Source organism: Streptomyces griseocarneus (genome assembly GCF_014655595.1).
Taxonomy (GTDB): Bacteria; Actinomycetota; Actinomycetes; order Streptomycetales; family Streptomycetaceae; genus Streptomyces; species Streptomyces griseocarneus.
Map to the genome: position 1 here is coordinate 561,844 of NZ_BNBL01000003.1, position 22,614 is coordinate 584,457.

25 protein-coding genes are annotated in these 22,614 nt (G+C 73.7%); 10 read left to right on the plus strand and 15 right to left on the minus strand.

The features are described from left to right. Window positions 1-17: 17 nt before the first annotated feature. Complete coding sequence (locus IE295_RS11240; protein WP_190063403.1) at window positions 18-815, minus strand: hypothetical protein; 798 nt, start codon at window positions 813-815, stop codon at window positions 18-20. A 227-nt stretch (window positions 816-1,042) separates the two neighbouring features. On the opposite strand from IE295_RS11240, the gene IE295_RS11245 reads away from it, so the two are divergent. From IE295_RS11245 to IE295_RS11255, 3 genes are read left to right on the plus strand one after another with little or no spacing between them, the layout of a single operon-like run. Then, entirely contained in the window at window positions 1,043-2,341 is a 1,299-nt protein-coding gene (locus IE295_RS11245) for a magnesium transporter MgtE N-terminal domain-containing protein (RefSeq protein WP_190063404.1), read from the plus strand. Continuing rightward, window positions 2,328-2,936: a DUF1003 domain-containing protein gene (locus IE295_RS11250; RefSeq protein WP_190063405.1), complete on the plus strand. Its 609-nt coding sequence runs from the start codon at window positions 2,328-2,330 to the stop codon at window positions 2,934-2,936. The genes IE295_RS11245 and IE295_RS11250 overlap by 14 nt, the downstream gene beginning before the upstream one ends. A 42-nt stretch (window positions 2,937-2,978) precedes the next feature. Then, the gene (locus IE295_RS11255; RefSeq protein WP_190063406.1) at window positions 2,979-4,139 is read left to right on the plus strand and encodes an Mrp/NBP35 family ATP-binding protein; all 1,161 of its coding nucleotides are present in this window, start codon (window positions 2,979-2,981) and stop codon (window positions 4,137-4,139) included. A gap of 93 nt (window positions 4,140-4,232) precedes the next feature. Here IE295_RS11255 and IE295_RS11260 read toward each other — a convergent pair whose 3' ends face one another. The 5 genes from IE295_RS11260 to sigE form a co-directional block, all read right to left on the minus strand. Next, the gene (locus tag IE295_RS11260; protein WP_224323038.1) at window positions 4,233-4,925 is read right to left on the minus strand and encodes a hypothetical protein; all 693 of its coding nucleotides are present in this window, start codon (window positions 4,923-4,925) and stop codon (window positions 4,233-4,235) included. A 116-nt stretch (window positions 4,926-5,041) separates the two neighbouring features. Next, window positions 5,042-5,476, minus strand: coding sequence for a sec-independent translocase (locus IE295_RS11265; protein WP_190063407.1), 435 nt, complete (start codon window positions 5,474-5,476; stop codon window positions 5,042-5,044). A 108-nt stretch (window positions 5,477-5,584) separates the two neighbouring features. Then, complete coding sequence (locus IE295_RS11270) at window positions 5,585-7,528, minus strand: S1C family serine protease (RefSeq protein ID WP_190063408.1); 1,944 nt, start codon at window positions 7,526-7,528, stop codon at window positions 5,585-5,587. Window positions 7,529-7,635: 107 nt separating this feature from the next. Then, window positions 7,636-8,382: a zf-HC2 domain-containing protein gene (locus IE295_RS11275; protein WP_190063409.1), complete on the minus strand. Its 747-nt coding sequence runs from the start codon at window positions 8,380-8,382 to the stop codon at window positions 7,636-7,638. Next, on the minus strand, window positions 8,379-9,155 hold the full coding sequence (sigE, locus tag IE295_RS11280) for an RNA polymerase sigma factor SigE (protein ID WP_190063494.1): 777 nt from the start codon (window positions 9,153-9,155) through the stop codon (window positions 8,379-8,381). The genes IE295_RS11275 and sigE overlap by 4 nt, the downstream gene beginning before the upstream one ends. 176 nt (window positions 9,156-9,331) lie before the next feature. Between sigE and IE295_RS11285 the strand changes: the two genes are divergently transcribed. After that, the gene (locus tag IE295_RS11285; protein ID WP_086571058.1) at window positions 9,332-9,997 is read left to right on the plus strand and encodes an O-methyltransferase; all 666 of its coding nucleotides are present in this window, start codon (window positions 9,332-9,334) and stop codon (window positions 9,995-9,997) included. 179 nt (window positions 9,998-10,176) lie between these two features. Here IE295_RS11285 and IE295_RS11290 read toward each other — a convergent pair whose 3' ends face one another. Beyond that, window positions 10,177-10,344: a DUF3117 domain-containing protein gene (locus IE295_RS11290; RefSeq protein ID WP_179198936.1), complete on the minus strand. Its 168-nt coding sequence runs from the start codon at window positions 10,342-10,344 to the stop codon at window positions 10,177-10,179. 306 nt (window positions 10,345-10,650) lie between these two features. On the opposite strand from IE295_RS11290, the gene chcB reads away from it, so the two are divergent. Next, window positions 10,651-11,451, plus strand: coding sequence for a 2-cyclohexenylcarbonyl CoA isomerase (chcB, locus tag IE295_RS11295; RefSeq protein WP_190063410.1), 801 nt, complete (start codon window positions 10,651-10,653; stop codon window positions 11,449-11,451). Window positions 11,452-11,514: 63 nt separating this feature from the next. Here chcB and IE295_RS11300 read toward each other — a convergent pair whose 3' ends face one another. Beyond that, entirely contained in the window at window positions 11,515-12,102 is a 588-nt protein-coding gene (locus IE295_RS11300; protein ID WP_190063411.1) for a DNA-3-methyladenine glycosylase I, read from the minus strand. Then, on the minus strand, window positions 12,095-12,511 hold the full coding sequence (locus IE295_RS11305) for a cell division protein DivIVA (RefSeq protein ID WP_224323037.1): 417 nt from the start codon (window positions 12,509-12,511) through the stop codon (window positions 12,095-12,097). Before IE295_RS11305 ends, IE295_RS11300 begins: the two co-directional genes overlap by 8 nt. A 107-nt stretch (window positions 12,512-12,618) precedes the next feature. Between IE295_RS11305 and folP the strand changes: the two genes are divergently transcribed. Then, window positions 12,619-13,479 carry a dihydropteroate synthase gene (folP, locus tag IE295_RS11310; RefSeq protein WP_190063412.1) on the plus strand — a complete coding sequence of 287 codons (861 nt, stop codon included), beginning with the start codon at window positions 12,619-12,621 and terminating at the stop codon, window positions 13,477-13,479. Window positions 13,480-13,495: 16 nt separating this feature from the next. On the opposite strand, the gene IE295_RS11315 is transcribed toward folP, so the two are convergent. Then, window positions 13,496-14,245 (minus strand): LOG family protein, encoded by a 750-nt coding sequence (locus tag IE295_RS11315; RefSeq protein WP_190063413.1) that lies wholly within the window; start codon window positions 14,243-14,245, stop codon window positions 13,496-13,498. A 79-nt stretch (window positions 14,246-14,324) separates the two neighbouring features. Further along, on the minus strand, window positions 14,325-15,404 hold the full coding sequence (gene dapE / locus IE295_RS11320; RefSeq protein WP_190063414.1) for a succinyl-diaminopimelate desuccinylase: 1,080 nt from the start codon (window positions 15,402-15,404) through the stop codon (window positions 14,325-14,327). A 74-nt stretch (window positions 15,405-15,478) separates the two neighbouring features. On the opposite strand from dapE, the gene IE295_RS11325 reads away from it, so the two are divergent. Together IE295_RS11325 and IE295_RS11330 are read left to right on the plus strand one after the other, a co-directional pair. Next, window positions 15,479-16,399, plus strand: coding sequence for a VldE C-terminal domain-containing protein (locus IE295_RS11325; RefSeq protein ID WP_190063415.1), 921 nt, complete (start codon window positions 15,479-15,481; stop codon window positions 16,397-16,399). A gap of 299 nt (window positions 16,400-16,698) precedes the next feature. Continuing rightward, the gene (locus tag IE295_RS11330) at window positions 16,699-17,094 is read left to right on the plus strand and encodes an ATP-binding protein (protein WP_190063416.1); all 396 of its coding nucleotides are present in this window, start codon (window positions 16,699-16,701) and stop codon (window positions 17,092-17,094) included. An 88-nt stretch (window positions 17,095-17,182) separates the two neighbouring features. Here IE295_RS11330 and dapC read toward each other — a convergent pair whose 3' ends face one another. Beyond that, window positions 17,183-18,280, minus strand: a complete 1,098-nt coding sequence (gene dapC / locus IE295_RS11335) for a succinyldiaminopimelate transaminase (RefSeq protein ID WP_190063417.1) — start codon at window positions 18,278-18,280, stop codon at window positions 17,183-17,185. 109 nt (window positions 18,281-18,389) lie between these two features. Then, window positions 18,390-18,713, minus strand: a complete 324-nt coding sequence (gene fdxA / locus IE295_RS11340; RefSeq protein ID WP_190063418.1) for a ferredoxin — start codon at window positions 18,711-18,713, stop codon at window positions 18,390-18,392. A gap of 114 nt (window positions 18,714-18,827) precedes the next feature. Between fdxA and IE295_RS11345 the strand changes: the two genes are divergently transcribed. Beyond that, window positions 18,828-19,847, plus strand: a complete 1,020-nt coding sequence (locus tag IE295_RS11345) for a GNAT family N-acetyltransferase (RefSeq protein ID WP_190063419.1) — start codon at window positions 18,828-18,830, stop codon at window positions 19,845-19,847. A 66-nt stretch (window positions 19,848-19,913) separates the two neighbouring features. Further along, window positions 19,914-20,753, plus strand: coding sequence for a transglutaminase family protein (locus tag IE295_RS11350; RefSeq protein WP_190063495.1), 840 nt, complete (start codon window positions 19,914-19,916; stop codon window positions 20,751-20,753). A 22-nt stretch (window positions 20,754-20,775) separates the two neighbouring features. Here the strand turns inward: IE295_RS11350 and IE295_RS11355 are convergent, their stop codons facing one another. Together IE295_RS11355 and IE295_RS11360 are read right to left on the minus strand one after the other, a co-directional pair. Then, complete coding sequence (locus IE295_RS11355) at window positions 20,776-21,411, minus strand: response regulator transcription factor (RefSeq protein ID WP_224323036.1); 636 nt, start codon at window positions 21,409-21,411, stop codon at window positions 20,776-20,778. 16 nt (window positions 21,412-21,427) lie between these two features. Next, a complete protein-coding gene (locus tag IE295_RS11360; protein WP_224323035.1) occupies window positions 21,428-22,597 on the minus strand; it encodes a sensor histidine kinase in 1,170 nt (389 codons plus the stop codon). Window positions 22,598-22,614: the final 17 nt, after the last annotated feature.

Consider the following 22,614-nt stretch of genomic DNA (forward strand, 5'->3'; position numbering starts at 1 on the left):
CGCCCCGGGGGCCGGCGTCAGCTCCCGCTGGGGATCCGCAGCTGCTTGCCGTAGTCGACCGTCTGCGACTTCGCGGGCACGGCGAGCGGGAAGTCCTTGCCCCAGCCGTCGAGCTCCAGCTGCCCGGCCCCGCCCGCGCGCTGCACCCGCAGCGGATACGGCGTGCCGACGAGGGAGACGTCCAGCGTGCCGCCGCCGCCCTTGGCGCCGGTGACCCGGATGGTGCGCACGCCGCCCACCGACCCGCGCTCGCCGCGTGCGAGCGTGCCGTGCAGGCCGAGGAGGCCGTCCAGCAGCACGTCCTTGTCGGTGAAGCCCTTGAACTGCTGGTAGGACGGGTCGTCCGAGGGCACCTTGACGTACTTGTCGTCGAGCTTGCCGGCCGCCGCCGCGGCGTCCCCGGCCTTGGAGGAGGAGGCCTTGGGCGCGGGCGCCGCGGACGCGGAGGGCGAGGCGCCCGCGCCCTTCGCCCAGAAGCCGGCCGGAGCCTTCAGGTACAGCTCGTCCCCCACCCGCAGCAGTTCGAACGCGCTGGCGTCGGAGGAGGACGAGACCCGGCCCGTGCCGCCGTTCTTCTTCAGGCGCATGTCGATGCGGTACGTGCGGCCCTGGCTGACGACGTTGCCCGACAGGTGGACGGCCTCGGCCCCGCGCGCGGCCGCGCGGGCCTTGTCCTGGATGGCGGGGGCCTCGAGCTTGCCGAGGCCGTTGGTCCCCGCGTCGGGATCCTCGGCGGCGGCGCCGCCGCAGGCCGTGAGCGCCGCGGACAGGCCGACGCACAGGGCCCCCACGAGAGCCGCGTTACGGGTACGCACGTCTGCTCCTGCCTCCTGTTACCGCTGGGATACGGCCGCAGCGTACCCGGGCCGCCGGACGGCGGAAGCCGGGAGTCCGTGCCAGGCGCGTACGAATTCCGTACGGCCCTCGCCCCCCGGCGGGGCGAAGCCGGTCACGTTAGCCTGAATCGGACATCCGATCCCGTCAGCGGGTCCCGTCAGCGGGTCCGGGCGCGGGATCCCGGCCAGGCAGGAGGCACGCGGCCATGGCAGCAGGCGCCTACCGGGTGTTCGTCTCGCACCTCTCGGGCGTGGCCGTCTTCGACCCCCACGGCGACCAGGTGGGCCGCGTCCGCGACCTGGTGGCGATGCTGCGCGTCGGCGGCCGCCCGCCCCGCGTGCTCGGGCTCGTCGTGGAGGTCGTCAGCCGCCGCCGGATCTTCATCCCGATGACCCGGGTCACCGGAGTGGAGTCGGGCCAGGTGATCACCACGGGCGTGGTCAACATGCGGCGCTTCGAACAGCGCCCGACCGAGACGCTGGTCCTGGGCGAGCTGCTCGACCGGCGGGTGCGGCTGGTCGACGGGGGCGAGGAGGTGACGGTCCTGGACGTGTCCATCACCCAGCTGCCCGCCCGCCGCGACTGGGAGATCGACAAGGTCTTCGTGCGCCGCGGCAAGGGCGGCGCCCTGCGCCGCAAGGGCGAGGCGCTGACCGTCGAGTGGTCGGCCGTCACCGGCTTCTCCCTCGAGGAGCACGGGCAGGGCGCCGAGAACCTCCTGGCGACCTTCGAGCGGCTGCGCCCCGCCGACCTCGCCAACGTCCTGCACCACCTCTCCCCCAAGCGGCGCGCGGAGGTCGCGGCCGCCCTGGACGACGACCGGCTCGCCGACGTGCTGGAGGAGCTGCCGGACGACGACCAGATCGAGATCCTCGGCAAGCTGAAGGAGGAGCGCGCCGCCGACGTGCTGGAGGCGATGGACCCCGACGACGCCGCCGACCTCCTCTCCGAGCTGCCGGAGGAGGAGATGGAGCGGCTGCTGACCCTGATGCGGCCGGACGACGCCGCCGACGTCCGCCGGCTGATGGCCTACGAGGAGCGGACGGCCGGCGGCCTGATGACCACCGAGCCGATCGTGCTGCGCCCGGACGCCACCGTCGCCGACGCCCTCGCGCGCGTCCGCAACCCCGACCTGTCCCCCGCCCTCGCCGCCCAGGTCTACGTCTGCCGCCCGCCGGACGAGACCCCGACCGGCAAGTACCTGGGCACCGTGCACTTCCAGCGGCTGCTGCGCGACCCGCCCTTCGCGCTCGTCGGCTCGATCACCGACACCGACCTGCGCCCCCTGCCCCCGGACACCCCGCTGCCGGCCGTCACCAGCTACCTGGCGACGTACAACATGGTCGCCGCCCCCGTCGTGGACGAGAGCGGCTCGCTGCTGGGCGCGGTGACCGTCGACGACGTCCTGGACCACCTGCTGCCCGAGGACTGGCGGGAGACCGAGCTGTACCACGGAGCACCGGGCATGACCGAGCTGCCGGAGGGCGTCGATGGCGGGCGATGAGCGGGGGCGGGAGTACGCGCAGACCCACCGCCCGGAGCGCGGCGAGCGGGCCGACCGGGCGAGGGCACAGGCGGAGGCGGCCCAGGCGCACGCCCGCCCGCGGGTGCGCCTGGACCTGCCCCGGGTCAAGCGGCGGGCCTGGCTGCCGGAGTACGACCCGGAGGCCTTCGGCCGGGGCTCCGAGCGGATCGCCCGCTTCCTGGGCACCGGGCGGTTCATCGTCTGGATGACGGTCGTCATCATCCTGTGGGTGGTGTGGAACTCCTCCGCCCCCCGGCACCTGCGGTTCGACCAGTACCCGTTCATCTTCCTGACCCTGATGCTGTCGCTGCAGGCCTCCTACGCCGCGCCCCTGATCCTGCTGGCGCAGAACCGCCAGGACGACCGCGACCGCGTCAACCTCGAGCAGGACCGCAAGCAGAACGAGCGCTCCATCGCGGACACCGAGTACCTGACGCGGGAGATCGCCGCCCTGCGCATGGGCCTCGGCGAGGTGGCCACCCGGGACTGGATCCGCTCGGAGTTCGAGGACCTGGTCAGGGAGCTGGACGAGCGCCGGGTATTCCCGCGCAAGAGTGAGGAAGGCGACCGCTGAGAGCCTTTCCGCCGCGCCCCCACCGGGCCGTACCATCGACCCATGGCTACCGACACGTACGGAACCGCCGCACCCAGTGAGGACGCGATCCGCGCCGCACTCGCGACGGTCAACGACCCCGAGATCCAGCGACCCATCACCGACCTGGGGATGGTCAAATCGGTGGAGATCGCGGCGGACGGTTCGGTCGCGGTGGCGGTGTACCTGACGGTCGCCGGCTGCCCCATGCGGGACAAGATCACCTCGATGGTGAGCGAGGCCGTCTCGCGCGTCGAGGGCGTGACGGGCGTCAGCGTCGAGCTGGACGTGATGAGCGACGAGCAGCGCCGCGAGCTGGCGTCCTCCCTGCGCGGCGGCCAGACCGAGCGCGAGGTGCCCTTCGCCAAGCCCGGCTCGCTCACCCGCGTCTACGCCGTCGCCTCCGGCAAGGGCGGTGTCGGCAAGTCCTCGGTCACGGTCAACCTCGCGGCGGCCATGGCCGCCGACGGGCTGAAGGTCGGCGTCGTGGACGCCGACATCTACGGCCACAGCGTCCCGCGCATGCTGGGCGCGGACGGCCGTCCCACCCAGGTCGAGAACATGATCATGCCGCCGTCGGCGAACGGCGTGAAGGTCATCTCGATCGGCATGTTCACCCCGGGCAACGCCCCCGTCGTCTGGCGCGGCCCGATGCTGCACCGCGCGCTGCAGCAGTTCCTCGCGGACGTCTACTGGGGCGACCTCGACGTGCTGCTCCTCGACCTCCCGCCGGGCACCGGCGACATCGCGATCTCCGTCGCCCAGCTCGTGCCCAACGCCGAGATCCTGGTCGTGACGACGCCTCAGCAGGCCGCGGCCGAGGTCGCCGAGCGCGCCGGCTCGATCGCCGTGCAGACCCACCAGAAGATCGTCGGCGTCGTGGAGAACATGTCCGGGCTGCCCTGCCCGCACTGCGACGAGATGGTCGACGTCTTCGGCACGGGCGGCGGCCAGAAGGTCGCCGACGGCCTGACGAGGACCACGGGCACCACCGTGCCGGTGCTCGGCTCCATCCCGATCGACGTCCGCCTGCGCGAGGGCGGCGACGAGGGCAAGCCCGTCGTCCTGACCGACCCCGAGTCCCCGGCGGGCAGCGCGCTGCGCGCCATCGCCGGCAAGCTGGGCGGCCGTCAGCGCGGCCTGTCCGGCATGTCGCTGGGGATCACGCCGCGCAACAAGTTCTGAGCGCGGCCTTCCCGGCACACCTGATCACGTACGCACGTAAGGGGCGGCCTCCATGGAGGCCGCCCCTTACGCGTTCGTCCCGTCGTCCCGGGCTCAGCCGCCCTGGTACGTGGTGATGTCCTTGATCACCGAGAAGCCCATCCCGTACGCGCTCATCCCCCGCCCGTACGCGCCCAGGTGCACCCCGCCCTCCTCGGGCGAGCCGGCCAGCACCCAGCCGTACTCGGACTCGCGGTAGCGGAAGTCGGTCGGCACGCCGTCCACCGGCAGCGACAGCGAGGACCACGGGCCCTCGTCCAGCTGGTCGGCCAGCTCCCAGGCCAGGGCCGTCTGCTGGTCCAGCCAGTCCTGGCGCAGCGCCCGCTCCATCGCGGCGGGCCAGGTGCACGCCAGCAGCCCGGAGCCGGCCAGCCAGGCCGCGGAGGAGACGGAAGTGGCCTCCAGCACGCCCGTGCCGTCGGCGCTGCGCCGCACCGGACGGCTGGCCACGGTCACCACGACCGCGAAGCGCTGCCTGGCGGCACCTGGGTCGGCCCGTTCCATCCGCAGGGTGGGTTCGGTGCCGTGGCCGGTGGCGCCGTGTTCCACGGTGCCGTCGGCGGCGGCGCCGACCTGCATCAGCCAGCGCGGTCCGGTGTAGGCCTCGTCCAGGCCGTACCACGGGAACGACGCCAGGAGATAGCCGTCGACCGAGCGCCGGTCCCCGGGCCCGCCCTGTGACACTCCCTGCGCCTGACCGGCGGACGCGTCGGCCCCCTGCGCCCCCACCCGACTCGTCGTCTCCATCTGCGCGGCGCCTCCTCGTAGCCCCTTCGTCGTGGGCGCCGGCCCATCGCGCGCGACGGCACCCCGAACAAAGGGAGGATAGCCACCCTCGTCAATGGGGCACGGCCAACACGGGCTCAGGTGGCGTCGGCGTCGAACGGCGGACGCTCGCCGTCCTGGAGCTTCTCGCGCTTCTTGAGCAGGTCGGGAGTGCCCGCGGCGGGGGCGGCCGAGGGCTGCGGCTCGGGGGTGCGACCATGCACCGCGTCAGTGACCTCGGACATCTCGGACTTGAAGTCGAAGCCGTTGCGGATCTCCTTCAGCCCCAGCTCGTCCTTCTCCAGCACGTGCTTGCGCACGAACGTCTTGGGGTTGAGGTCCTCGAACTCGAAGTCCTTGAACTCGGGGCCGAGCTCGGAGCGGATGTCCTCCTTGGCGCTGTCGGAGAACTGCCGGATCTTGCGCAGCGTGCGCGACACGTCCTGGATCAGCTTCGGCAGCTTGTCGGGGCCGAAGATGAGCACCGCGAGGACGACGAGCGCGACCAGCTCGAGGGGTCCTATGTCGAGCACGTTGCACAGCTCCTTGTGGCGTCGGGGGCCGAGGGTCCAGGCCGCCTATCACGGTACCTGGCCCGCGGGGGCAGGTGGGAGACACCTCGGCCAATACCGGGACAAGGCTCAGCGGGCACTCGCCGACCCCAGGGTCAGCCGCACGTCCTGCTCCTTGCCGTCGCGCTCGACGGTCAGGGCCATGCTGTCCCCCGGACGGTGGCTGCGGATCTTGATGATCAGCTCCCGGCCGCTGTGCACGGGCACCCCGTCCACCTTCTTGATCACGTCGCGGGGGCGGATGCCCGCCTTGTCGGCGGGGCCGCCGGGGGTGACGCCCTTGTTGCCGTCGCCGTCGCTGTTCACCCGGGCGCCGTCGCCCGTATAGGCGTTGTCGAGGGAGACCCCGATGACCGGATGGGTGGCCCGGCCGGTGTTGATCAGCTCCTCGGCGACCCGCTTGGCCTGGTTGATCGGTATGGCGAAGCCCAGCCCGATGCTGCCGCCCTGGCCGCCGGACTCCGACTCGCCGGCGGAGCGGATGGCGCTGTTGACGCCGATCACCCGGGCCTTGGAGTCCATGAGGGGGCCGCCGGAGTTGCCCGGGTTGATGGGGGCGTCGGTCTGCAGGGCGTCGACGTAGCTGACGTCGCTGCCGTCCTGCTTCTTGCCGCCGGCGGTGATCGGGCGCTCCTTGGCGCTGATGATCCCGGTGGTGACCGTGCCGGCGAGGTCGAAGGGGGCGCCGATGGCGACGACGGAGTCGCCGACGCGCACGGAGTCGGAGTTGCCGAGGGCCAGCGGGGTGAGGTTGGAGACGCCGGAGACCTTGATGACGGCCAGGTCGTAGCCGCCGTCCCGGCCCACGAGGGTGGCCTTGGCGGTCTGGCCGCCGTTGAAGGTCACGGATATGGAGCCGCTGGAGCCGGCGGGCTGCACCACGTGGTTGTTGGTGAGGATGTGACCCTTGTTGTCCAGGACGAAGCCGGTGCCGGTGCCCTGGGCTCCGCCGCCGCTGACGTGGATGGTGACCACGCCCGGCAGCGCGCGGGCCGCGATCCCGGCGATGCTGCCGGCCGGGCGGTCGCCCGCGTCGGCGGACGCCTGCGGCAGCGTCACGCTGTGCCCCATCCCGCCGTCCCGCTCCAGCCACGCCCCGAGGCCTCCGCCGATCGCCCCGGCGACCACCGCGACGACGGCCGCACCGGCCAGGATCCGCCCCTTGGACGGCACCTTGCCGCCCGTCGGCGGCACCGCCGCCGTGGCGGCGGACGCCGCCCAGGGGTCGTACTGCCAGGGGCCCTGCGGGGCCGCCTGCGGCTGGGCCGGGCCGGGGTGGCCCTGGAGGCCGGCCTGCGCGGCCTGCGGGTACGGCGTCACGGGCGGCACGGCCGTGCCCTGCGGCGGGGTCGGGCCCGGCTGCGGATACGCCGGTGCGGCCGGCACCGGTGTGCCCTGCGCCGGGGTCGGCCCGGGGTAGGGCTGGGGGTGGGCGGCCGTGTGCGGTGCGGACGCGGCGGTGCCGGCGGCGGCCGGGTGGGGATGGGCGTCCACGGGCGCCTGGGCCGGTGCGCCGGCGCCTTCCGCCGGCGCCGGGGCGTCGGCAGCGGGCGCCGGGGCGGGCAGCGGGAAGTCCGACTGTTCCTCGGTGGGCGCCGGGGCGGCGGGCTGGCCGTGCGCAGGAGTGGACATCGGCGTGCCCTGCGCCGGGGTCGGGCCCTGCTGGCCGTACGTCGGCTCGGCCGGCATCGGCGTGCCCTGTGCCGGAGTCGGGCCCTGCTGCGGATACGTCACCGCGGCCGGCGTCGGGGTGCCGTGGGGCGGGGTGACGGTGGGGCGCTGGACGGGTGGGGCGGGGGCCCAGGGGCCGGGGCGGCCGTAGGGAGGGGTGCCGTACGGGTCCGGCGCGTGCAGGGGCACGGGCGCGCCGCCCGTCGCCTCGGGGCCGGGTGCGGTCGCCGCGTCCTCCGGCAGGAGCCACTGGTCCGCTTCCGGCTGCTCGCCGGTGCGTGGGCGTCGTCGTTGCCACCACTGCGGCTTGGGCGCGGAGGACCGCGCCTTCCCCTCGTCCATCCCTCTCCCCACCGTTCGTCCGGGGGCGCGCATACCGAAAGCACGCGCGCCCCAACGACGATTACACCAGGTCCCGACCGGTGTGCGGAGGGGGAGGTGCGGATGGGTCAGCGGGCCGGAGCCTCCGACAGGGCCCGGTAGGTGCGGACGAGCGGGGGGAGCACCGGGGCGTTCGAGGGACGCAGCAGGGAGACCCCGAGGGAGGGGGGCGCCCCGAGCGTGGCCGCCGTGTGGACGGCGTCGCGTTCCAGGTGGTGACCCGGCGTCATGGCGAGGGAGGTCGTCACCGCGCTGGGGCCGCCGCCCCGGGCCCGGGGGGACTCCACGGCCGTCTCCAGCGGCTGGGCGCCGACCAGCGCGAACGCCGCCAGCGAGACCGCCCCGGCCGCCGCGAAGGCGAACCGGCGCCCACGCACGCCTCCGCCGCGGGCCTCCTGGCCGCCCCGGCCGACGGGGTGGACGCGGAAGCCGCGGTCACGGGGCATGCCGACGGCCGCGGGCAGCAGGGCGAACTCCTCGGCCCGGGAGCCGAAGCCGCCTCTTCCCCCGTCGTCACCGCGGTCCCGGCCGCCGGTCCGCTCGGCGCGGCCGTCACCGCGGTCGTCGCCGGTGCCGCCGGCCGGCAGGCCCTGCAGCCGGGCCAGCAGGGAATCGGACAGCGGCGGCGGCGCGGCCTGCGCGAACACGCTTTTGAGCCGACGCTGCGCGTCGGCTTCCGCTTTGCATTTCCAGCAGGTGGCGAGGTGCGCCAGCACCCGCTCCCGAGAGTCGTGTCCCAACTCCCCGTCGACCAGGGCCGCGAGGCGGTCGCCGAGATGCAGCTCGGCGGGGGACTGACCGCCTGAACCGGTCACGCGATCCCTACCTCCCCACCCATCGGAAGGCCGGGCGCCGCGATCGCCACGGCACGCTGCTCGGCCCGGGCGGCGGGCGAGCGGTGCTGGAGCGCCTTGCGCAGGTGGGAGCGGCCGCGGTGGATGCGGCTGCGGACGGTGCCGAGCTTCACGCCCAGCGTCGCGGCGATCTCCTCGTAGGACAGGCCCTCGATGTCGCACAGGACGACGGCGGCGCGGAACTCCGGGGCGAGCGTGTCCAGCGCCTGCTGGACGTCGGCGTCGAAGTGGGTGTCGTTGAAGTGCTGCTGGGGGGAGGGCTCGCGGCTGGGCAGCCGCTCGGCCGCGTCCTCCGCGAGCGCGTCGAAGCGGATGCGCTGGCGTCGCCGGACCATGTCCAGGAAGAGGTTGGTGGTGATGCGGTGCAGCCACCCCTCGAACGTTCCCGGGGTGTACGTGGACAGCGAGCGGAAGACGCGGACGAAGACCTCCTGCGTCAGGTCCTCGGCGTCGTGCTGGTTGCCCGTGAGGCGGTAGGCGAGGCGGTAGACCCGGGCGCTGTGCGTGCTGACGATCTCCTCCCAGGTGGGAGGGGTCCAGGCCGACGGGTCCGCATCGGTGGCGAAGGTCGCGGTGGTTGCGGAGCTGGTGGCGTGGGAACGGTCAGCGGTGTAGGTCACGGATTTCGGCTCGGGAGCGTACCTGCGGAAGCGCCTGAGCACTCCCCGGCGGTCGCCGCCCGCAGCCGCACCTCCCCTGTCGGCTCTGGTGGTGTCCAGTGGAGCCCCTACCATATCCACCTCGCCCGTTAGCTCCGGATAAGCATTTTTGACCCGGTTTTTGTTCTCGTCCCGCTGTGATCAGCGACGAGCGGCCGGCGCTTCCGGTTCCCGCCGTCCCGCGTCCCCCTCCGCCCTCCCAACGCCCGGTCCCATCTGCGAGTTCCCGTGGTCAGCGGATACAGTCACGGTTGCGTCGACTACGGGGACAGGAGAGGGCCATTACCGGCAACCAGCAGACGAGCTGGGCGTTCGCCGATGTGTTCGTCGCCGAGGACGAGGCGCTGCGCTGGGCCCGGGACCGGGCCTACGAGGCAGGTCTCCGCTCGGTGTCGAACGGCACCGGCGGGGCGCTGCGCCTGCTCGCCGCCGCTGTGGACGCCAAGGCCGTCGCCGAGATCGGCACCGGCACCGGGGTCTCCGGCATCCACCTCCTGCACGGCATGCGCCCGGACGGAGTGCTGACGACCGTCGACAGCGACCCGGAGTGCCAGCAGTTCGCCCGGCAGGCGTTCCGCGCCGCCGGCTTCGCCGGCAACCGCGCGCGCTTCATCCCCGGCCGCGCCCTGGAGGTGCTGCCGCGGCTGGCCGACGGGGGCTACGACCTGGTCTTCTGCGACGGTGACCGGCTGGAGTGCCTCGATTACCTAGCCGAATCGTTGCGCCTGCTGCGCCCGGGCGGACTGGTCTGTTTCGAGGGGGTCTTCGCCGACGGCCGTACCGTCGACTCCGCCCTGCCGCCCGCCGAGGTGCAGCGGGTGCGCGAACTGCTGCGGGCCGTGCGGGAGTCCACGGCGCTGGTGCCGTCCCTGCTGCCGGTCGGCGACGGGCTGCTGTGCGCGGTCCGGCGCGGCTGAGGCGGGCGCCGGGCGCGGTGTGCGACCCGGTGGCGGTGTGCGGCCCGGGCGCGGTGCGCGGCCGGGGCCCGCGTACGGCCGGTGCGGCCGGTGCGGCCGCCGCGGATACACCGCCGCCCCGGAACCGGTGTGAGCCGGCGGCCGGGGCGGTGCGGGAGAATGTCGGGTTGTGCTGTACGTCAGGCGGTGACCTTCTCCAGGGCCTCGCCGAGAGCCTTGGCCTCGTCAGGGGTCAGCTCGACGACGAGACGACCGCCGCCCTCGAGCGGAACCCGCATGACGATGCCCCGCCCCTCCTTGGTCACCTCGAGCGGGCCATCGCCCGTCCGCGGCTTCATGGCCGCCATGCTCGTTCCCCTTCCTGAAACCAGCTCATCGTGCCGACGGCCCTCTGGAAGGGCACGCGTCACCGGCATCGAACACATTGCTTCCAGGCCATTATCCCGCATCGCGCGACCCAATGACCAACATCAGTCCGCATCCCTTCGGCAACGCGCTGCCGCAAAACCACTCAATTCGGGGATCGGACGCCCATCGTCCATCGCCCCGTAGGGCACTATGGCCCTCGATTCTTTGACGCAGGTCACATATCGGGGCCCGATGATCTCCGGCATGCTGAGCCCATCCGCAGCCGACCGAGGGAGGGACCGCACATGGCGGACGCCGTGCTGTACGAGGTGACCGACGGGCTGGCGACGATCACGCTGAATCGTCCCGATGCCATGAACGCACTGAACACCGAGACCAAGGTCGCCCTGCGCGACGTCCTGCGGCAGGCCGCCGACGACGCGGCGGTGCGGGCCGTGCTGCTCACCGCGACCGGCCGCGCCTTCTGCGTCGGGCAGGACCTCAAGGAGCACGTGGCCTCGCTGGCGGCCGACCGCGCGAACGGCACGCGCGTGACCATGGACACCGTCAGGGAGCACTACAACCCCATCGTCACGGCGATCACCCGGATGCCCAAGCCGGTCGTCGCCGGCGTGAACGGCGTCGCGGCGGGCGCGGGCGCGGGCTTCGCCTTCGCGGCCGACTACCGCGTCGTCGCGGACTCCGCCTCCTTCAACACCTCCTTCGCCGGGGTGGCCCTCACCGCCGACTCGGGCGTCTCCTGGACCCTCCCCCGCCTCATCGGCCGGAGCCGCGCCGGCGATCTGCTGCTCTTCCCCCGCAACGTCCCGGCGGCGGAGGCCCTGGAACTGGGCATCGCCAACAAGGTCGTCCCCGCGGCGGACCTCGCCGCCGAGGCCGAGGCCGTGGCCCGCCGCCTGGCCCAGGGCCCGACGGCCGCCTACGCGGCGATCAAGGAGTCGCTGGCGTACGGCGCGGACCACTCGCTGGAGGAGACCCTGGCCAAGGAGGACGAGCTGCAGGAGCGGGCCGGCGCGTCGGAGGACCACGGGATCGCCGTCGCGGCCTTCCTCGGCAAGGAGAAGCCGCGCTTCGTCGGCCGCTGACCGGTACCTCCGGGGCCCCTCACGGGCCCCGGACGCCCCGGACGCCGGACCGGGTCCCGCGACTCAGCCCCGTACGTGGCAGTCCGCGAGGTGGTCGTTCACCAGCCCGCAGGCCTGCATCAGGGCGTAGGCCGTCGTCGGGCCGATGAACCGGAAGCCCCGCTTCTTGAGGTCCTTGGCCAGCGCCGTCGACTCCGGCGTGATCGCGGGCACGTCGGCGTACGTCCGCGGCGCGGGCCGCCCGGCGGGCGGGGCGTACGACCAGACGATCCCGTCGAGCTCGCCCGGCGCCAGCTCCGCCGCCGCCCGCGCGTTCGCCAGCGCCGCCGCGATCTTCGCGCGGTTGCGGATGATGCCGGGGTCGGCCAGCAGCCGCTCCTCGTCCGCCGCGGTGAAGGCCGCCACCTTGGGGATGGAGAAGTCCGCGAAGGCGGCCCGGAACCCCTCCCGGCGGCGGAGGATCGTCAGCCACGACAGCCCGGACTGGAAGGACTCCAGGCATATCCGCTCGTAGAGCGCGTCGTCGCCGTGCACCGGCCGGCCCCACTCGGTGTCGTGGTACGCGCGGTAGTCCGCGCGGGACTCCGCCTCCAGGCCCCACGGACAGCGCAGCAGCCCGTCCGGCCCGAGGACCACTGCTCCGTCACTCATCCTTCTTCTCCCCCTCGTCCGCCGCCTCCCCGGCCGGCGGCGCGTCCTGCGCACCGGCCGCGTCGGTCGTACCCGCCTCGCGCGCCATCAGCCCGAGGCCGCCTATCGCCGCCGCCTGCGCCCCGGCCAGCGCGGCCTCCAGCTCGGCGATGCGCGCGTCGCGCTCGGCGAGCTCGGCGCCGAGCCGGTCCAGGGCGTCGTCGGTCTCCGTCATGCGGTAGCCGCGCAGCGCCAGCGGCAGGCGCAGCGACTCCACGTCGGCACGCCCCAGCTGCCGGCCGGCCGGCAGCGGCCAGGCCATCCGGTCCTGCCCGGCCTCGGGCAGCACCCCGCCGCTGCCGCCCCCGGCGACGGCGAGCGTGACCGCGGCGACCACCACGACCAGCGCGATGAGCAAGAACCAGAACACGGCTGTCTCCCCGTATGTCCTCCGTCAGCCAAACCGTCCACCCCGATCGTGCCATGCCGCACTGACAGTTAAGGTCGCTGGCGGACCACGGAGAGGGAGTACCGAAGATGCTGCGGCTGGGACGACGCGAGTTCGACAGGCACGAGCCGGTGATCATGGCGATCGTCAACCGGACGCCCGACTCCTTCTACGACCAGGGGGCCACCTTCGCCGACGAGCCCGCGCTGGCCCGGGTGGAGCAGGCGGTGGCCGAGGGCGCCGCCATCATCGACATCGGCGGGGTGAAGGCCGGCCCCGGCGCCGAGGTGAACGCGGAGGAGGAGGCGCGCCGGACGGTCGGCTTCGTGGCCGAGGTGCGCCGGCGTCACCCGGACGTGGTCATCAGCGTCGACACCTGGCGGCACGAGGTCGGCGAGGCGGTCTGCGAGGCGGGCGCGGACGTGCTGAACGACGCGTGGGGCGGGGTGGACCCCAAGCTGGCCGAGGTCGCGGCCCGTTACGGGGCGGGGCTGGTGTGCACGCACGCCGGCGGCGTCGCCCCGCGCACCCGGCCGCACCGGATCGCCTACGACGACGTGATGGCGGACATCCTGCGGGTCACGGTGGGCCTGGCCGAGCGGGCCGTCGGACTCGGCGTGCGGCGCGACGGCATCATGATCGACCCGGGGCACGACTTCGGGAAGAACACCCGGCACTCGCTGGAGGCCACCCGCCGCCTGGGCGAGATGGCGGAGACGGGCTGGCCGGTGCTGGTCTCGCTGTCCAACAAGGACTTCGTCGGCGAGACCCTCGACAAGCCGGTCAAGGAGCGCGTCCTGGGCACGCTCGCCACGACCGCCGTCTCGGCGTGGCTGGGCGCCCAGGTCTACCGCGTCCACGAGGTGGCGGAGACCAGGCAGGTGCTGGACATGGTGGCGTCCATCGCGGGCCACCGCGCGCCCGCGGTGGCCCGGCGAGGGCTGGCCTGAGGCCCGTGGGCGCCGGCTAGGCGCCCGCCTCCTTCGTGACGACGCCGATGGCCTCCTCCACGTCGTCGGTGATGTGGAACAGCTGCAGGTCCTGCGGTCCGGCCTTGCCCTGGGCGACCAGGGTGTGGGTGATCCAGTCCACCAGGCCCTGCCAGTAGTCCGTGCCGAAGAGCACGATCGGGAAGCGGGTGACCTTCTTCGTCTGGACGAGTGTGAGCGCCTCGAAGAACTCGTCCAGCGTGCCGAGGCCGCCCGGCAGCACCACGAACCCGCTCGCGTACTTCACGAACATCGTCTTCCGGACGAAGAAGTACCGGAAGTCGACGCCCAGGTTCACATAGGGGTTGAGCCCCTGTTCGAAGGGCAGCTCGATGCCCAGGCCGACGGAGACGCCGCCCGCCTCCATCGCGCCCTTGTTCGCGGCCTCCATCGCGCCGGGCCCGCCGCCGGTGATGACCGCGAAGCCGGCCTCGACCAGGCCGCGCCCGATGGCCACCCCGGCCTCGTACTCCGTCGATCCCGGATGCGTGCGGGCCGAGCCGAACACACTGATCGCCGGGGGCAGTTCGGCCAGCGCGCCGAAGCCCTCGACGAACTCGGACTGGATGCGCATGACCCGGAACGGGTCCTCGTGCACCCAGTCGGCCGCCCCCCGGGTGTCCAGCAGGTGCTGGTCGGTGGTGCCCGCCTGCATCTGGCTCTGTCGCCGTACGACCGGCCCCCGGCGCTGCTCCCGCGGGGCGCGCGCCCCCTCGGAATGGACCATACCGAGCTCCCTCCGCTGCATGTCGTCGGATGCGATGCGCTTCAGGGTAGGCCCGTCGGGGGCCCGCCCGGCCGCCCCGTCAGGTGGTCAGCCAGGACCGCAGCCGCTCCTCGCACTGCGTGATCCGCTCGGCCACCACGTGCTCGTCCCGCTTGTGGGCGTAGAGCGGGTCGCCCGGGCCGTAGTTGACGGCGGGGACGCCGAGCGCGCTGAAGCGGGCCACGTCGGTCCAGCCGAACTTGGGCTTGGCCTCTCCGCCCACGGCCTCCATGAAGGCCGCGGCCGCCGGGTGGGTCAGCCCCGGCCGGGCGCCGCCCGCGTGGTCGTCGACGACGAACTCGGCCACGCCGCAGCCGTCGAAGACCTCGCGCACGTGCGCGAGCGCCTCCTCCTCGGTGCGGTCCGGGGCGTAGCGGAAGTTCACCGTCACGGCGCAGGCGTCGGGAATGACGTTGGTGGCCACGCCTCCCTCGATCCGTACGGCGTTGAGGCCCTCGTGGTACCGCAGCCCGTCGACGACCGGCCGGCGCGGCTCGTACGCGGCGAGGCGGGCGAGGATCGGCGCGGCGGCGTGGATGGCGTTGGAGCCCATCCAGCTGCGCGCCGAGTGGGCGCGCTCGCCCTCGGTCTTCAGGATCACCCGCAGCGTCCCCTGGCAGCCGCCCTCGACCTGGGCGTCGGAGGGCTCGAGGAGGATGGCGAAGTCGCCCGCCAGCCAGTCCGGGTGCGCCTCGGCGACGTGGCCGAGGCCGTTGAGGTGGGCGGCGACCTCCTCGTTGTCGTAGAAGACGAAGGTCAGATCGCGGTTGGGCGCGGTGACGGTCCGGGCGATGCGCAGCTGGACCGCGACGCCGGACTTCATGTCGCTGGTGCCGCAGCCCCACAGGACGCCGTTCTCGTCGAGCCGGGAGGGGACGTTGTCCGCGATGGGGACGGTGTCGATGTGCCCGGCCAGGACGATGCGCTCGGCGCGCCCGAGGTTCGTGCGGGCGATCACGTTGTTGCCGTGCCGGTCGACGGTCAGGTGCGGCAGGGTGCGCAGTTCGCGCTCGATGGCGTCGGCGAGGGCCTTCTCGTCACCGCTCTCGGAACGGAAGTCGACGAGCGCTGCGGTGAGGGCGACGGCGTCGAGGGACAGGTCCAGTGCGGTGTGATCCATGCCGGCGAGCCTAACGCGACCGCCGGTACGGTCCGGAGCGGTCGCGGAGCGGTCTCTGAAGTAACGTGGCCCGCATGTCCCGGATCATCGTCACCCGCCGTGGCCGACTGCTGCGCACCGTGGCCGCCTGTGCCGTGCTGCTGGCGCTGATCGGGTACCTGGTGGCGCAGCTGGTGACCGGCGGTCCGGGGGCTCCGCGCTGTGTGGTGCGGGCGAACGGCGAGTCCTACTCCCTCTCCCCCGAGCAGGCCGTGAACGCGGCGACGATCTCGGCCGTGGGGTCCGCGCGCGGGCTGCCGGAGCGGGCGGTGACGATCGCGCTGGCGACGGCGATGCAGGAGTCGGGGCTGCGCAACATCCATCACGGCGACCGCGATTCGCAGGGCCTGTTCCAGCAGCGGCCCACCCAGGGCTGGGGCACGGCGCGGCAGATCACGGATCCGGTCTACGCGGCCGGGAAGTTCTACGACCACCTGGTGCGGGTGCCGGGCTATTCGCGGCTGCCGCTGACGGTGGCCGCGCAGAAGGTGCAGCGCAGCGGCTTCCCGCAGGCGTACGCCAAGCACGAGCCGGACGCCTCGCTGCTGGCCTCGGGCCTGACGGGCCGCGCGGCGGCCTCCTTCAGCTGCACCAAGAGCCCGGACGACGGCAGGCCGGGCGATCCGGCGGCGGTGCGGGCGAAGCTGACCCGCGAGTTCGGCGCCGGGGTGCTGCCCGCGACGACGACCGACGGGGGCCGCGCGGCGGCGGCCGGGCCGCGCACGGTGACGGTGCCGGTGCGGGCGGACCGGGAGGCGGCGCCGGACGGGCCGGACCGGCGCGGCTGGGAGCTGGCGTCCTGGGCGGTGGCCCATGCGGCGGAACTGCGCATCGAGCGCGTTTCCTTCGGCGGCCGCACGTGGACGGCGGAGGAATCCGCGGACGGCTGGCGGAAGTCCGGGGACGGGACGGCCGGGGACGCCGCCGGGACCGTACGCATCACGACCGTTCGCTAGTGCGATCGTCCCCCCGCCGGGGGTAAGCCCCGCATACGGGAGTTGCCGCGCCCCGCGCCGCCACCCGCCATCCGCACGCATGCCCGACGGACCCCCGTCGACCTTGTGATCAAAGGCTTTTCAGCCTTCCGCATGGATTGACAACCTGACCGATATGACGGGGTTTCGGTAGAGCAGATAATGCGACGCATTACTTACTCTTTACCTTGATCCACCGCAACCTTCGACGGGCTCACGCGGTAGTCACAGCGTCCGCTCGCCGGACAGCAACCGACCTCCCACTCCGTCAAAGGAGCAACATGTCCCTCCCCCTCACGCGCCGGATCGCCCGCGTGGCCCTGCTCGTCGCGGCGGGTGCCGCTCCCGTCGTCGGCGCGGCCGGCTCCGCCAGCGCCGCGGCGCTGCCCCAGGCCACGGACCTCGCGCCGGTCAGCGCGCTGGACACCACGACCGCGAGCAAGACCGTCGGGACGGCCTCCGAGCAGGCCGGATCCGTCGCGTCGGGCGTCGGGAACAAGGCTGTCCACACGGCCGTGCCGGCCGCCACCGGCGCGGTGCAGAAGGCCGGCAACGAGACCGTCCCGTCCCTCAACAAGCAGGCGGGCAAGGTCGTCGGCAGCGGCGCCCAGGCCCTCGGCGGCACCGTCCAGGGCGCGACCAAGGGCGGCCTGCCCCAGGTTCCGCTGGGCGGCTGACCGGACCGGCACACGGCACCGAGAAGCAGCGAGGGGGCCCGGGAGTACACCTCCCGGGCCCCCTTCGCGTACGCGTCGTGCGTAGCGGCTACTGGGCCAGACGGCGGACCGCCGCCTCCACACGCTCATCGGTCGCGGTGAACGCGACGCGTACGAAGCGCTCGCCCGCGACGCCGTAGAACTCGCCCGGCGCGACGAGGATGCCGCGCTCGGCGAGGCTCCCCACCGTCTCCCAGCACGGCTCGTCCCGCGTCGCCCACAGGTACAGCGAGGCCTCGCTGTGCTCGATCCGGAAGCCGGCGCCCTCGAAGGCGGCGCGCAGCGCGGCCCTGCGGGCGGCGTAGCGGGCGCGCTGCTCGGTGACGTGCGCGCCGTCGCCCAGCGCCGCGACGGTGGCGGCCTGGACGGGCGCGGGGATCATCATCCCGCCGTGCTTGCGGATCTGCAGCAGCTCGCCCAGGACGGCCGCGTCACCGGCGAGGAACGCGGAGCGGTAGCCGGCCAGGTTGGAGCGCTTGGAGAGGGAGTGGACGGCGACGAGGCCCTCGTACGAGCCGCCGCACACCTCCGGGTGCAGCACGGAGACCGGCTCGGTCTCCCAGCCCAGCTCCAGGTAGCACTCGTCGCTGAAGACCAGCACGCCGTGCTCGCGCGCCCAGGCCACCGCGGCGCGCAGCTCGTCCTTGGACAGCACCCGGCCGGTGGGGTTGGACGGCGAGTTCAGCCAGAGCAGCCTGACGCCCGTGGGGTCGAGCTCCGTGGGGTCGTCGTAGACGACGGGCTCGGCGCCGGCCAGGCGCGCGCCCACCTCGTAGGTGGGGTAGGCCAGGCGCGGGTAGGCGACCTTGTCCCCGGCGCCCAGGCCGAGCTGGGTCGGCAGCCAGGCCACCAGCTCCTTGGAACCGACCACCGGCAGCACGTTCGTGTGCTCCAGCCCCTCGGCGCCCAGGCGGCGCGCGGCCCACCCGGTGAGCGCGTCACGCAGCGCGGCCGTGCCCCAGACCGTGGGATAGCCGGGGCTGTCGGCCGCGTCGGCCAGGGCCTGCCGGATCACCGCCGGCACCGGGTCGACGGGGGTGCCCACCGACAGGTCCACGATGCCGTCGGGATGGGCGGCGGCCGTGGCCTTGTACGGCTCGAGCCGGTCCCAGGGGAAGACGGGGAGGCGGGAAGAGACTGCGCTCACGGTGCTCGCTGCTCGCTCTCTTACGTGAGGGAGGGGTGGTGCGTGGTGCGTGGGGGAAACGCCGCGGCCCCGTACGGCACAGGGCCGTACGGGGCCGCGGCGGTGCCGCTCAGTCTTCGGACTGGGGCGGCAGCGCGGCGATGAAGGGGTGGTCGCGCTCGATCAGGCCCAGCTTCGAGGCACCACCGGGCGAACCGAGCTCGTCGAAGAACTCGACGTTCGCCTTGTAGTAGTCCTTCCACTCCTCGGGAGTGTCGTCCTCGTAGAAGATGGCCTCGACCGGGCAGACCGGCTCACAGGCACCGCAGTCGACGCATTCGTCCGGGTGGATGTACAAGGACCGGGAGCCCTCGTAGATGCAGTCGACGGGGCACTCCTCGATGCACGCCTTGTCCTTCACGTCGACACAAGGCTGCGCGATGACGTAGGTCACGCTGTCGTTCCTCCTCGGTAGGGCTCATTTCGCGCGGGAGCGCGGCGTCGTCGATGCCCACACCTAGTATCTCCCTCCCCGGGCACATGACGAACAAGAGGGGCTGGCAGAGCTGTGGAATTCACCACGGGCGGAAGGCTGGAAGTCCGGATCACCGCCGCGGATGTGGGCAAGCGCGTCTCCGTACGGCACTTGAACGCCCCCGGCACGTCGCCGGAGCGCTTCACCGACGCCGTCGGCATGCTCGACTCCTGGGCGGGAGGTGTGCTGCGGATCACACGCCGGAACGGCGAAACCGTCGAGGTCGCGGAGTCCTCGCTGGTCGCCGGCAAGGTCGTGCCGATGGCGCCGGCCCGGCGGCGCGGCCCCGCCGCCACGCTCCGTGAGCTCCAGGAGACCGCCTCCCGCGGCTGGCCGGCGCGCGAGAGCGAGCGGCTCGGCGACTGGACGCTGCGCGCGGCGGGCGGGTTCACCGCCCGGGCCAACTCGGTCCTGCCGCTGGGCGACCCCGGGATGCCGCTGCCGACGGCGCTGGACCGGGTGAGTGCCTGGTACGCCGAGCGCGGGCTGAGCGCGTGTGTGCAGGTCACGACGGGTGACCCGGCCCGGGACGCGCTGCTGGACGCCGAGCTGGAGCGGCGCGGCTGGGCCGCCGAACGGCACGCCCTGATGCGTACCGCCGCGCTGGCCCCGATCGCCGATACGGGTGCCGATACGGGGCGGGTGCGGTTGACCCGCGAGCCCGACGACGCCTGGCTCGCCGTCTACCGGCGTACGGGCGAGGCGCCCGCGGACGCGTGGGGGGTCCTGACGGGCGGGCCGTCGGTGTGGTTCGCGACCATACCCGGCGAGGCGGGCGAGGAGCGGCCCGCGGCCATAGCGCGCTGCGTGGTCGACGGCCGCTGGGCGGGCTTCTCGGCCCTGGACGTCAGCCCCGCCCGGCGGCGGGAGGGACTGGGCACGCTCGTGATGGCCCGGCTGGCCGAGCAGGCCCTCGGCGAGGGCGCCTCGGCGGCGTATCTGCAGGTGGAGACGGACAACGACTCGGCCGCCGCCCTCTACGACGAGCTCGGCTTCACCACCCACCACGGCTACCACTACCGTCGCGAGCCGCTGCGCCGGCCGCCGCACTAGCGGCACCGTCGCACCATGGAGACCGGCGGTGGCTGCGCCATCGCCCCGAGCGGGTACGAGGCACCCATGTACGACGACACCACCGGACGGCGACGGGACTTCGCCCAGGCGGCCCGGGACGACCGGCCCGACCTCGCGCTGCTGTGCCTGCTGGTCGCCGCGGAGGCCGGGGCGGGACTGCCCGAGCCGGACATCGACGCGGCCCAGATCGAGCTGGACCGGCTGGCCGGGCTGCTGCCCGCGCTGGGCCGGCAGGCCGAGCCGCGGCACTGGGCGGAGGCCCTGGCCGGGCTGCTCGGCGAGCGCTGCGGCTTCCACGGCTCACCGGCCGACTACCGGCGGCTGGAGTCCTCGCTGCTCCCCGAGGTCCTCAAGCGGCGGCGCGGCCTGCCGATCCTGCTGTCGGTGGTGTGGATGGAGGTGGCCCGGCGGGCCGGCGCGCCCGTGTACGGGGTCGCGCTGCCGGGCCACTTCGTCGTCGGCTTCGGCGACCCCGCCGGCCGGCACGTCCTGGCCGACCCCTTCGACGGCGGCCGGACGCTGTCCGAGGAGGAGGCGGGCCTGCTCGTCGCGGGCGCGACGGGCGCTCCGCTGGCGCCGTCGATGTTCTCCCCGGCCGAGCCCCTGGAGATCGTCCTGCGCGTCCTGAACAACATCCGCGCCTGGGCCGCCGCCCGCCCCGAGCGCAGCGACGTCCAGCTGTGGGCCGTCGAGCTGTCCCTGCTGCTGCCCTCCCACCCGGCCCGGCTGCGCTACGAACGCGCCGAGCTCCTCGTCGAGCGCGGCGACTTCGTCCGCGGCGCCCGCGAGCTGGAGGAGTACGCGGCGGTGATCGCCCCCCTGGAGCCGGCGGTGGCCGAGTCCGTCCGCCACCAGGCGCTCGCCGCGCGGGCCATGCTCAACTGAGGGCCTGCCGGGCCCGGCAGGCTCAGAGCCAGCCCTTGTCCCGCGCGATCCGTACGGCCTCCGCGCGGTTGCGGGCGCCCGTCTTCTGGATCGCCGTGGAGAGGTAGTTGCGCACGGTGCCGTGCGAGAGGTGCAGCGAGGCGGCCAGCTCGGCGTTGGTGGAGCCGTCGGCGGAGGCCGCGAGGACCGCGCGCTCGCGGTCGGTGAGGGGGTTGGCGCCCTCGGCGAGCGCGGCGGCGGCGAGCGTGGGGTCGATGACGCGCTCGCCGCGCAGCACGCGGCGCACCGCGTCGGCCAGCTGGGCCGCGGGGGCGTCCTTGACCAGGAACGCGTCCGCGCCGGACTCCATGGCCCGGCGCAAATATCCGGGCCGGCCGAAGGTCGTCAGGATCACGACCTTGAGCCCCGGCAGCTCCCGCCGCAGCAGGGCCGCCGCGTCGAGCCCGGTCATCCCCGGCATCTCGATGTCGAGCAGCGCCACGTCGACGGGAGTGGCGCGGGCGGCGTCCAGGACCTCGTCGCCCCGGGCCACCTGGGTGACGACCTCGATGTCGCCCTCCAGCCCGAGGAGCGCGGCCAGCGCCTCCCTGACCATGGACTGGTCCTCGGCGAGGAGAACACGAACGGCGGCGTTTGCGGGCGGCGGAGCTGAGGTCACAGCGACAGCGTAGAGGTCACGCCGCCACCCGTCGCGAGAGCGGTACGTACGCCCGCAGGCGGAACCCGCCGCGCGGCCCGGGTCCGGTCTCCAGCCGGCCGTCGGCCAGGCCGAGGCGCTCGGTGAGGCCGGTCAGGCCGTTGCCGTGGGCGCCCCCGGCGCCCCGGCCGTCGTCGGTGACGGTCAGGCACAGCTCGTCCCCCGACTCCTCGACCGCGATCTCGCAGCGCCGGGCGCCGCTGTGCCGCACCACGTTGGTCACCGCCTCCCGCAGCGCCCACGCCAGCGCCCCCTCCTCGTCCGGCGGGAGGTCGGCGTGGCCGGAGGTGACGCGGGTCAGGTCGGCGGCGATGCCGGCGGCGGTCAGGGCGGTGCGCGCACCGGCCAGCTCGGCGTCCAGCGTGGGGCGGCGGAAGCCGCTCACCGCCTCCCGGACGTCCACCAGCGCCTGCCGGCTCACCCGCTCGATGTCGGCGACCTGCTGGGCCGCCGCCTCGGGCTTGTCCGGCAGCATCCGCCCGGCCAGCTCGCTCTTGAGCGTGATGAGCGAGAGGGAGTGCCCCAGCAGGTCGTGCAGGTCCCTGGCCAGCCGCAGCCGCTCCTCGTTCGCCGCGAGGTGGGCCACCGTGGCCCGGGCCTCGCGCAGCTCCCGCATCGTGCGGCCCATCTGGACGACGGCCATCATCGCCCCGCCGCCCAGCAGCGTGGGCAGGACGAGCAGCAGCATCTCGGCCGTGCCGAACCCGTTCAGCACGCCGAGCGCGGCCACCGTCAGCGCGATGGCCGGGACGACCCGCAGCCCCCACTTCAGCGGCAGCTGGACGCCGCTGGAGATGGAGACGTAGACCAGGAGCACCGTCCACGGCGGCCCGAGGGTCAGCGTCAGCGTCACCGCCAGCGCGTACAGCCCGCCCAGCAGGCGGTTCCGCCAGGGGACGAGGTGCTCGGGGCGCGGTCCGAGGACCAGGAAGAGGTAGCCGAGGACGAAGGAGACCAGCGCGACCCACCCCACGGCCGTCACCACGGCCGTGTGCCGGTCCTCGGTCAGGTCCTCCACCGCGTAGTAGAGGTAGGACATGTACAGGAAGGTCCAGCAGCCCTTGGCGATCATCTGGCGCCAGTCCTCCGGCGCCCTGCCGACCTGGATGAAGCCGCGCATCACCGGCTGGTCCCCGTGTTCGTTCACCCTCGTAGTCTGCCCCG

Excerpts from the sequence above, each read along its gene's own strand:
- IE295_RS11300 (WP_190063411.1), bottom strand. The coding sequence starts at position 12,102 with ATGAGTGACGGAGCAGTGGTCCTCGGGCCGGACGGGCTGCTGCGCTGT.
- IE295_RS11255 (WP_190063406.1), top strand. The coding sequence starts at position 2,979 with ATGGCTACCGACACGTACGGAACCGCCGCACCCAGTGAGGACGCGATC.
- chcB (WP_190063410.1), top strand. The coding sequence starts at position 10,651 with ATGGCGGACGCCGTGCTGTACGAGGTGACCGACGGGCTGGCGACGATC.
- IE295_RS11315 (WP_190063413.1), bottom strand. The coding sequence starts at position 14,245 with ATGGTCCATTCCGAGGGGGCGCGCGCCCCGCGGGAGCAGCGCCGGGGG.
- IE295_RS11290 (WP_179198936.1), bottom strand. The coding sequence starts at position 10,344 with ATGGCGGCCATGAAGCCGCGGACGGGCGATGGCCCGCTCGAGGTGACC.
- IE295_RS11330 (WP_190063416.1), top strand. The coding sequence starts at position 16,699 with ATGTCCCTCCCCCTCACGCGCCGGATCGCCCGCGTGGCCCTGCTCGTC.
- IE295_RS11270 (WP_190063408.1), bottom strand. The coding sequence starts at position 7,528 with ATGGACGAGGGGAAGGCGCGGTCCTCCGCGCCCAAGCCGCAGTGGTGG.
- IE295_RS11260 (WP_224323038.1), bottom strand. The coding sequence starts at position 4,925 with ATGGAGACGACGAGTCGGGTGGGGGCGCAGGGGGCCGACGCGTCCGCC.
- sigE (WP_190063494.1), bottom strand. The coding sequence starts at position 9,155 with ATGGTAGGGGCTCCACTGGACACCACCAGAGCCGACAGGGGAGGTGCG.
- IE295_RS11245 (WP_190063404.1), top strand. The coding sequence starts at position 1,043 with ATGGCAGCAGGCGCCTACCGGGTGTTCGTCTCGCACCTCTCGGGCGTG.
- folP (WP_190063412.1), top strand. The coding sequence starts at position 12,619 with ATGCTGCGGCTGGGACGACGCGAGTTCGACAGGCACGAGCCGGTGATC.
- dapE (WP_190063414.1), bottom strand. The coding sequence starts at position 15,404 with ATGGATCACACCGCACTGGACCTGTCCCTCGACGCCGTCGCCCTCACC.
- IE295_RS11350 (WP_190063495.1), top strand. The coding sequence starts at position 19,914 with ATGTACGACGACACCACCGGACGGCGACGGGACTTCGCCCAGGCGGCC.
- IE295_RS11250 (WP_190063405.1), top strand. The coding sequence starts at position 2,328 with ATGGCGGGCGATGAGCGGGGGCGGGAGTACGCGCAGACCCACCGCCCG.
- IE295_RS11325 (WP_190063415.1), top strand. The coding sequence starts at position 15,479 with ATGTCCCGGATCATCGTCACCCGCCGTGGCCGACTGCTGCGCACCGTG.